Here is a 9,368-nt window from a genome sequence, read left to right on the forward strand (position 1 = left end):
CAACCGCCCCCGCCTGGCCACCCGCTCCTTTCTTCCCCGTGCTGGAGCGGGCCGGGTCAAGGGTGGCCCGGAGGGCCATCGCCGAAGGCGACGCGCAGCGCCCTTGACGCGGTTCGCGGAGGCACGACACTGGCCAAGAAGCGGGCGGCCTCACGGTCACTTGTTCACTCCGTTGCGAACAACTCCGCCGCGTCCGCGGCACGCACGGCGCGCTGGGCCCAGACCTTCAGCTGGTCGAGGTCGGTGCAGGAGTCGACGCGCTGCCGGATGCCGTCGGGCACGGAGATGCCGCGCCACTCCAGGATGCGGAGCACCATCTGCCGCCGATCCTCGATACGGCCTTCCTCCCGCCCTTCTTCCCGACCCTCCTCGCGCACCTGCTCGGCCAGCGGGTGTCGCCAGAAGTACTGGATCGCCGTCATCAGGTCCCTCCGCATCTGCTTCGCCTGGGGATCGGCCAGGCACGAGTCGACGAACTGCACGAAGACCGCGGCACTGTCGGAGTCGATGGTCCGCAGGGCGGATGCCAGGGACTCCAGTATGGCCGGGGCCTGCGGGCCACGCCCGTGTGTCATGGCCGAGAGCACCGCAAGGGGTACGTCCCTCTCGGCCTGCCGCTCGTCCGCGATCACGGGCACGTTGTCCGGGCCCAGCACGAGCGGCCGTACCGTGAGCGAGTTCCAGCCCGGGAAGCCGAACCGGATCGGCCGCGCGGCCCACTTCGCCGTGGCGCTGCTCTGGGTGATGACGATGAGCACCGGCTCGCACCGGTACTTCTCGTACAGGTAGGACAGGTAGTAGGGCCAGCTGCCCCGCTTGCGCTCGTCCGCCTTCCCCCGCGACTCGACGACGAGGACTCCCGGGGCTCGGGGAACGGCACGTGCAGGACCCGCTGTAACGCCCGGGTCAACAGCGCCGGGTCCTTCTGGAAGATCCTGTGCAGCGCCTCATGCGACGGGCCGACCGTCACGCGGCCTCCAGCTCGCACCACACGTACTTCCCCCGGTTGCCGAACCTGGACAACGGCTGCCACCCCCACAGGTCGGAGCAGGCCCGCACCAGCGCGAGCCCTCGCCCTTCCTCCAACTCCGTCGCCTGGTCGAAGGTCATGGGCGGCTCGGGCGGTTCGGGGTCCGCGTCCCAGGCCCCGATGCGCAGCGTCCCCGGCGGCGCCCAGCGCACCCGTAGCGCGGCCGGCCCCTTGGTGTGCCGTACGGCGTTGGAGACCAGCTCGGTGGCCAGCAGCTCGGCGACGTCGACGCGGCCGATGAGTCCGTGCATGGTCAGGATCAGGCGGAGGGTGCGTCGGCAGACGGTGACGGCGCGGACGTCGTTCGGGATGTAGAGGGAGTACTCCCACGGTTCGTTTTCGGGCATGCGTCAGCTCCGGTAGGTCGGTGGGGGGTCTTGGCGGGCGGGCGGTGTCATGTCGCAGCCGTCACGGCAGGACGGAGCGGTGCGCTTCCGGCGCCCCGGCGTTTCGCACGGTGTGCGTCGCGTCACTGACGGTAGATCTAAATGTAGAGATGCGGCAAGCCGGTCGCGTAATCTGACGCTGAACGAGTCGGGCACACAGGCGTGTTGAGGCAGGGAGCGGTCGAGGACCTTGAGGCGTGAACCAACGGCGCGTCAGCTGCGGCTCGGGACGGAACTCCGCCGCCTACGTGAGGCAGCGGGCCTCAATGCCCGCCAGGCGGCAGCACTGCTCGGGGTGAGCCCGACCCAGATCACCCACATCGAGTCCGCGCTCGCCGGTGTCAGTGAGAAACGACTCCGGCTCCTCGCCTCGCACTACGACTGCACGGATGAGGAGTTCGTCGACGCGTTGGTGGCTATGGCGACGGACCGGACGCGCGGCTGGTGGGAGGAATATCGGGGTGCGCTCCCGGCCTCGTTTCTGGACTTGGCCGAGGTGGAGCACCATGCCCGGTTCGAGCGCAACGTGGCCATCCTGTTCGTGCCGGGCCTTTTGCAGACCGAGGACTACGCCCGTGCCGTGTTCTCCAACAGGATTCCCGAACTGACCGAGGACGAGCTCGACCTGCGCGTGCGTCATCGCATGGCACGGCGGGTGATCATTGAGAAGTCTTCCCCTCTGTCCTTGGAGGCGGTGATCCATGAAGCCGCCCTCCGCATCAGAGTCAGTGACCGCGCTGCCTCGCGCGCCCAGCTCATTCGCATTCTGGAGCTGTCCGGCGCGGAGCACATCACCGTGCGCGTGATCCCCTTCGATCTGGACGGCTTCTCCAGGGCAGGCAGCGCGATGACGTACGTGGGCGGTGCCATACCCAAGCTGGACACGGTGGTTCGCGACACGCCTCACGGAGCCCACTACGTCGATTCCGAGACGGAACTGGCCGCCTATCGCACACGCTTTCGTAAGGTGAGAGACCTGTCGCTCGAAGCTGACGCGTCGCGTGACTTCATCCACCGGCTGGCGAAAGAGCTGTGAGGCACCTCGTGACCATTCCCGACAACTGGCGGAAGTCGTCGCACTCCGACGGCGGCGACGGCAACGAGTGCGTAGAGATCGCCACCTCTCCCACCCACATATCCATCCGCGACTCAAAGGCCCCCACCAAACCCCACCTCACCTTCCCCCCGGAGACCTTCACCACCTTCCTCCAAGCCCTCAAGGCGCAGCCCCGCCCCTGACCCACGCCCGCTGTCACACCCCACCGGTACCGTCGGATCATGACCAACCAGTCGGGGGCCGCGCAGACCGGTGAACGGCGACTGGCCGTTCTCGAAGGCGTCCTGGAACGCATCACGTACGCCAACGAGGAGAACGGCTACACGGTCGCCCGAGTCGACACGGGCCGCGGCGGTGGCGATCTGCTCACCGTCGTCGGTGCGCTGCTGGGTGCCCAGGTGGGGGAGTCGCTGCGGATGGAGGGCCGCTGGGGCTCGCACCCTCAGTACGGCAAGCAGTTCCACGTGGAGAACTACACCACCGTGCTGCCGGCCACGGTCCAGGGCATCCGTCGTTATCTCGGGTCCGGCCTGGTCAAGGGGATCGGCCCGGTGTTCGCGGACCGGATCACCCAGCACTTCGGGCTCGACACCCTGAAGGTCATCGAGGAGGAGCCCGAGCGGCTCATCGAGGTGCCCGGGCTCGGGCCGAAGCGGACGAAGAAGATCGCCGACGCCTGGGAGGAGCAGAAGGCGATCAAGGAGGTGATGCTGTTCCTCCAGACCGTCGAGGTCTCCACCTCCATCGCCGTGCGGATCTACAAGAAGTACGGGGACGCGTCCATCTCCGTCGTCAAGAACCAGCCGTACCGCCTCGCGGCCGACGTCTGGGGCATCGGCTTCCTCACCGCCGACAAGATCGCCCAGTCGGTCGGGATTCCGCACGACAGCCCGGACCGGGTCAAAGCCGGCCTGCAGTACGCGCTCTCCCAGTCCGCCGACCAGGGGCACTGCTATCTCCCCGAGGAGCGGCTCATCGCCGATGCCGTCAAGCTCCTCCAGGTCGACACCGGGCTCGTCATCGAGTGCCTGGCCGAGCTGGCCACACCGCCCGAGGACGGCGGCGACCCCGGGGTCGTGCGGGAGAAGGTGCCCGGCTCCGACGGCGACGCCGCCGAACCCGTCACCGCCGTCTACCTCGTCCCCTTCCACCGTGCGGAACTCTCCCTCTCGGCCCAGCTGCTGCGTCTCCTGCGCACCGGCGAGGACCGGATGCCGGGCTTCCGGGACGTCGACTGGGGCAAGGCCCTCGGCTGGCTCAAGGGCCGCACCGGCGCCGATCTGGCCCCGGAGCAGGAGGCGGCCGTCAAGCTGGCGCTGACACAGAAGGTCGCCGTGCTCACCGGGGGACCCGGCTGCGGCAAGTCCTTCACCGTGCGGTCCATCGTGGAGCTGGCCCGTGCCAAGCGGGCGAAGGTGCTGCTCGCCGCGCCGACCGGCCGGGCGGCGAAACGGCTCGCCGAGCTGACGGGGGCCGAGGCCTCCACCGTTCACCGCCTGCTGGAGCTGAAGCCCGGCGGGGACGCGGCCTACGACAAGGACCGGCCCCTGGACGCCGACCTGGTCGTCGTCGACGAGGCGTCCATGCTCGACCTGCTCCTCGCCAACAAGCTCGTCAAGGCCGTGCCCCCGGGCGCCCACCTCCTCTTCGTCGGGGACGTGGACCAGCTGCCCAGCGTCGGCGCGGGCGAGGTCCTCCGCGATCTGCTCGCCGAGGGAAGTCCGGTCCCGGCCGTCCGCCTCACCCGGGTCTTCCGGCAGGCCCAGCAGTCCGGCGTGGTCACCAACGCGCACCGGATCAACGCGGGGCAGCACCCGCTCACCGAAGGGCTGAAGGACTTCTTCCTCTTCGTCGAGGACGACACGGAGGAGGCGGGGCGGCTCACCGTCGACGTCGCGGCCCGGCGGATCCCGGCGAAGTTCGGGCTCGATCCGCGCCGGGACGTGCAGGTGCTGGCGCCGATGCACCGGGGTCCGGCCGGGGCGGGCACCCTCAACGGGCTCCTCCAGCAGGCCGTCACCCCGGGCCGGCCGGACCTGCCGGAGAAGCGGTTCGGCGGACGCGTCTTCCGGGTCGGCGACAAGGTCACCCAGGTCCGCAACAATTACGAGAAGGGGAAGAACGGGGTCTTCAACGGCACCGTGGGCGTGGTCACCTCGCTCGATCCGGTCGACCAGCGCCTGACGGTGCTGACGGACGAGGACGAGGAGGTGCCGTACGACTTCGACGAGCTCGACGAGCTGGCCCACGCGTACGCGGTGACGATCCACCGGTCGCAGGGCAGCGAGTATCCGGCGGTGGTGATCCCGGTCACGACGGGCGCCTGGATGATGCTCCAGCGCAACCTGCTCTACACGGCGGTCACCCGGGCGAAGAAGCTGGTCGTGCTCGTCGGGTCGCGCAAGGCGATCGGCCAGGCGGTGCGCACGGTGTCGGCCGGACGGCGCTGTACGGCGCTCGATTTCCGGCTCTCTGGCGGGTCGCCCCAGGCGTGAGGTGGGGCATCGGGGGACGCTGTTCGTGAGCCGGGCAAAAAAATGATCGATCAAACGAGTCGCAAACGTCACACAGCCCTTCCGGATGGCGGATCAAGGGGGCAGGATGAGCAAGTTGGAGGCACTGAGTGCCGCCAATAAGCCCAATGGTCGACCCCGAGTGCACTCTCCTGAGCCAAATGGGGGATGGTAGAGACAGTCAGGGCACCTCGAAGATGAGGCACTACGTCGGTGAGGGAAGACGTGAGCGACAACTCTGTAGTACTGCGGTACGACGGTAACGAGTACACCTACCCGGTGATCGACAGCACCGTCGGGGACAAGGGCTTCGACATCGGCAAGCTCCGCGCCCAGACCGGTCTCGTGACCCTGGACAGCGGCTACGGCAACACCGCCGCCTATAAATCCGCGATCACCTACCTCGACGGCGAGCAGGGCATCCTCCGGTACCGCGGCTACCCGATCGAGCAGCTGGCCGAGCGCTCCACCTTCCTTGAGGTGGCGTACCTGCTGATCAACGGTGAGCTGCCGACCGTCGACGAGCTGTCCGCGTTCAAGGACGAGATCACCCGGCACACCCTGCTGCACGAGGACGTCAAGAACTTCTACCGCGGCTTCCCGCGGGACGCCCACCCGATGGCGATGCTGTCCTCGGTGGTCTCCGCGCTGTCCACCTTCTACCAGGACAGCCACAACCCGTTCGACGAGCAGCAGCGCAACCTCTCCACGATCCGTCTGCTCGCCAAGCTCCCGACGATCGCGGCGTACGCGTACAAGAAGTCGGTCGGCCACCCGTTCGTCTACCCGCGCAACGACCTCGGCTACGTCGAGAACTTCCTGCGCATGACGTTCTCCGTGCCGGCGCAGGAGTACGACCTGGACCCGATCGTGGTCTCGGCGCTCGACAAGCTGCTGATCCTGCACGCCGACCACGAGCAGAACTGTTCGACCTCGACGGTCCGCCTGGTCGGCTCGTCGCAGGCGAACATGTTCGCGTCGATCTCGGCCGGCATCAACGCGCTGTGGGGCCCGCTGCACGGCGGCGCCAACCAGTCGGTGCTGGAGATGCTGGAGGGCATCCGCGACGCCGGCGGCGACGTCGACTCCTTCATCCGCAAGGTGAAGAACAAGGAGGACGGCGTCCGCCTGATGGGCTTCGGCCACCGGGTCTACAAGAACTTCGACCCGCGCGCCAAGATCATCAAGGCCGCCGCGCACGACGTGCTGTCCGCCCTCGGCAAGTCCGACGAGCTGCTGGACATCGCGCTCAAGCTGGAGGAGCACGCGCTCGCCGACGACTACTTCGTCTCGCGCAACCTCTACCCGAACGTCGACTTCTACACCGGCCTGATCTACCGGGCCATGGGCTTCCCGACCGAGATGTTCACGGTCCTGTTCGCCCTCGGCCGCCTGCCGGGCTGGATCGCCCAGTGGCACGAGATGATCAAGGAGCCGGGCTCCCGCATCGGCCGCCCGCGCCAGATCTACACGGGCGTGGTCGAGCGCGACTTCGTCCCGGTCGAGGAGCGCTGAGCCACCGCACCCGAGGGGCGCTGAGCGGGTCTCGGCGCCCCTGCCCCGTGCGCACCACCCCCGCGCACGGCGCTGCGCGCGCATAGCGAAAGGCGCCCTGGTACGCCGGTCCCCCCACGGGCCGACGACCAGGGCGCCTTCCCATGTCCCGGTGCGGATTCCCCCCACGGGATCCGGCCGGGCGTCTGTGAGACCAGCGCCTGAATCGCTGTGTGAGCACAATGAGCAAAACTCACCGCGCTCGGGTCGTGCTGTTCATCTGTGATGTGCGTCGACTGCGGTCTGCCGGGACAGCGCACGCTGGGAGGGCCGCTCAAAGCTTCCCGGTGTACGTGCCCCGGCAACGCTCCCCCAAGCTCTCAACTCCGTTCGAGCAGGGAGGTACCCCCATCTGGAGAAGTCCCCCAAGACATCCCCAGACGCCAGCCGGCGCCCCCCAAGACGCCTTCTGACATCGCCAACTTAGACCTTCGAACCCCTTCGATGGTTACGTTCACATCACTGTGATCTGCGTCTCTTGCATATGTCCTGATACATGAGCAAGAGGCCCGCTACGACGAACGGGGCTCAAGCGTAAGGAAGATGCGCGAGCCTTGTGAAGAGCTTATGTGAGGCTTGCGCCGGATTGAAGGGGGGTCTCGCGGAACGTCCGCAGTCGCAAGCTGTTCGTGACCACGAAGACCGAGGAGAAGGCCATCGCCGCCCCCGCGATCATCGGGTTCAGCAGCCCCGCCGCGGCCAGCGGCAACGCGGCCACGTTGTAGCCGAACGCCCAGACCAGATTGCCCTTGATCGTGGCGAGGGTGCGGCGGGAGAGCCGGATCGCGTCCGCCGCGACCCGCAGATCCCCGCGGACGAGTGTCAGATCGCCGGCCTCGATCGCCGCGTCCGTCCCCGTGCCCAGCGCCAGCCCGAGATCCGCGGTGGCGAGCGCGGCGGCGTCGTTGACCCCGTCGCCGACCATCGCGACCGTACGGCCCTCGCCCTGGAGCCGCCTGACGACCGCCACCTTCTCCTCGGGCAGCACCTCGGCGATCACCTCGTCGATGCCCACCTCCGCGGCCACCGCCTCTGCGACCCTGCGGTTGTCGCCGGTCAGCAGCACCGGCCGGAGCCCCAGCGCGCGCAGCTCGCGCACCGCGTCGGCGCTGGTCTCCTTCACCGCGTCGGCGACGGCGAGGACGCCGCGCGCCTCGCCGTCCCAGCCGACCACGACGGCCGTACGACCGCCCAGCTCGGCCTTCTTCTTCGCCTCCGCCAGCTCCGGGGGCAGTGGCCCGTCGAAGAGCCGCCCCACGGTCACCTCACGGCCCTCCACGCGCCCGCGTACGCCCCTCCCGGGCACGTTCTCGAACCGCTCGGCCACCGGCAGCTCCCCGGCCCGCTCCGCGGCGCCCGCGGCCACCGCGCGGGCCACGGGATGCTCGGAGGGGTGCTCCAGGGCGCCCGCGAGCCGCAGCACCTGCTTCTCGTCGGCGCCCTCGGCGACGTGGACCTCCTGGAGGGACATCCGGCCGGTGGTCACGGTGCCGGTCTTGTCGAGGACGACCGTGTCGACGCGGTGGGTGGCCTCCAGCACCTCGGGGCCCTTGATGAGGATGCCGAGCTGGGCGCCGCGCCCGGTGCCGACCAGCAGCGCGGTCGGCGTGGCCAGGCCGAGCGCGCACGGACAGGCGATGATCAGCACGGCGACGGCCGCGGTGAACGCGGCGACGGTGTCACCGGTGGCGCCGAGCCAGCCGCCGAAGGTGGCGGCGGCGATCAGCAGCACCACGGGCACGAAGACCGCGGCGACCCGGTCCGCGAGCCGCTGCACCTCGGCCTTGCCGTTCTGCGCGTCCTCGACCAGCTTGGCCATCCGGGCGAGCTGGGTGTCGGCGCCGATCCGGGTGGCCTCGACGACCAGACGTCCTGCGGTGTTCACGGTGGCGCCGGTGACGGTGTCCCCGACGGCCACGTCCACCGGCACGGACTCGCCGGTCAGCATGGAGGCGTCCACGGCGGAGGTGCCCTCGACGACCGTGCCGTCGGTGGCGATCTTCTCGCCCGGCCGTACGACGAACAGGTCGCCCACCGTCAGCTCCCCGACCGGGATCCGCACCTCGCGCCCCGCGCGGAGCACCGCCACGTCCTTGGCGCCCAGCTCCATCAGCGCCCGCAGCGCGGCCCCCGCGCGGCGCTTGGCGCGCGCCTCCAGGTAGCGGCCGAGGAGCAGGAACGCGGTGACTCCGGCGGCGACCTCCAGGTAGATCGTGGCGGTGCCGTCGGTACGGGAGACGGTGAGGTCGAAGCCGTGCCGCATGCCGGGCATGCCCGCGTCGCCGAGGAACAGCGCCCACAGGGACCACCCGAACGCGGCCAGGGTGCCGACCGACACCAGGGTGTCCATGGTGGATGCGGAGTGCCGGGCGTTGATCCAGGCGGCCCTGTGGAAGGGCAGGCCGCCCCAGACGACGACGGGCGCGGCGAGGGTCAGCGAGAGCCACTGCCAGTTGTCGAACTGGAGGGCGGGGATCATCGCGAGCAGCACGACGGGTACGGCGAGCAGTGCGCAGACGGCGAGGCGCTGCCGCAGCGCCGACAGCTCCGGGTCGGCCGCCGGGCCGTCCGGCCCTTCGTCCTGGGGGGCGGGGGCGGGCGGCGCGGGTTCCTCCGCGGTGTACCCGGTCTTCACGACGGTGTCGATCAGGTCGGCGACCTCGGTCCCGGCGGGGTAGGTGACCCGGGCCTTCTCCGTCGCGAAGTTCACCGTGGCGGTGACGCCGTCCATGCGGTTGAGCTTCTTCTCGACGCGGGCGGCGCAGGCGGCGCAGGTCATGCCGCCGATCAGCAGCTCGACCTGGGACATGGGGGGTGCGTCCATGGGC

The 9,368-nt window shown here is 69.5% G+C and carries 6 protein-coding genes and 1 pseudogene; 4 read left to right on the top strand and 3 right to left on the bottom strand.

The window, feature by feature from the left end; genetic code table 11:
* Window positions 1–164: 164 nt before the first annotated feature.
* Both CCN42_RS32925 and CCN42_RS32930 read right to left on the bottom strand, forming a co-directional pair.
* A pseudogene (locus CCN42_RS32925) lies at window positions 165–970 on the bottom strand (hypothetical protein).
* Window positions 967–1,377, bottom strand: a complete 411-nt coding sequence (locus tag CCN42_RS32930; RefSeq protein ID WP_086172050.1) for an ATP-binding protein — start codon at window positions 1,375–1,377, stop codon at window positions 967–969. The pseudogene CCN42_RS32925 and the gene CCN42_RS32930 overlap by 4 nt, the downstream one beginning before the upstream one ends.
* Window positions 1,378–1,606: 229 nt before the next feature.
* On the opposite strand from CCN42_RS32930, the gene CCN42_RS32935 reads away from it, so the two are divergent.
* The 4 genes from CCN42_RS32935 to CCN42_RS32950 all read left to right on the top strand — a co-directional run bounded on the left by CCN42_RS32935 (window position 1,607) and on the right by CCN42_RS32950 (window position 6,501).
* The gene (locus CCN42_RS32935; RefSeq protein ID WP_086741067.1) at window positions 1,607–2,452 is read left to right on the top strand and encodes a helix-turn-helix domain-containing protein; all 846 of its coding nucleotides are present in this window, start codon (window positions 1,607–1,609) and stop codon (window positions 2,450–2,452) included.
* Between the two features lie 8 nt (window positions 2,453–2,460).
* Entirely contained in the window at window positions 2,461–2,655 is a 195-nt protein-coding gene (locus CCN42_RS32940) for a DUF397 domain-containing protein (protein ID WP_086741072.1), read from the top strand.
* 39 nt (window positions 2,656–2,694) lie between these two features.
* Complete coding sequence (gene recD2 / locus CCN42_RS32945; RefSeq protein WP_086741068.1) at window positions 2,695–4,968, top strand: SF1B family DNA helicase RecD2; 2,274 nt, start codon at window positions 2,695–2,697, stop codon at window positions 4,966–4,968.
* A 243-nt stretch (window positions 4,969–5,211) separates the two neighbouring features.
* The gene (locus CCN42_RS32950) at window positions 5,212–6,501 is read left to right on the top strand and encodes a citrate synthase (protein WP_043501006.1); all 1,290 of its coding nucleotides are present in this window, start codon (window positions 5,212–5,214) and stop codon (window positions 6,499–6,501) included.
* 604 nt (window positions 6,502–7,105) lie between these two features.
* On the opposite strand, the gene CCN42_RS32955 is transcribed toward CCN42_RS32950, so the two are convergent.
* Entirely contained in the window at window positions 7,106–9,364 is a 2,259-nt protein-coding gene (locus CCN42_RS32955; protein ID WP_086741070.1) for a heavy metal translocating P-type ATPase, read from the bottom strand.
* Between the last annotated feature and the right edge of the window lie 4 nt (window positions 9,365–9,368).

The sequence above is a fragment of the Streptomyces glaucescens genome (genome assembly GCF_002154375.1).
In the GTDB taxonomy this organism is placed as follows: domain Bacteria; phylum Actinomycetota; class Actinomycetes; order Streptomycetales; family Streptomycetaceae; genus Streptomyces; species Streptomyces glaucescens.

Excerpts from the sequence above, each read along its gene's own strand:
- CCN42_RS32930 (WP_086172050.1), bottom strand. The coding sequence starts at position 1,377 with ATGCCCGAAAACGAACCGTGGGAGTACTCCCTCTACATCCCGAACGAC.
- recD2 (WP_086741068.1), top strand. The coding sequence starts at position 2,695 with ATGACCAACCAGTCGGGGGCCGCGCAGACCGGTGAACGGCGACTGGCC.
- CCN42_RS32955 (WP_086741070.1), bottom strand. The coding sequence starts at position 9,364 with ATGGACGCACCCCCCATGTCCCAGGTCGAGCTGCTGATCGGCGGCATG.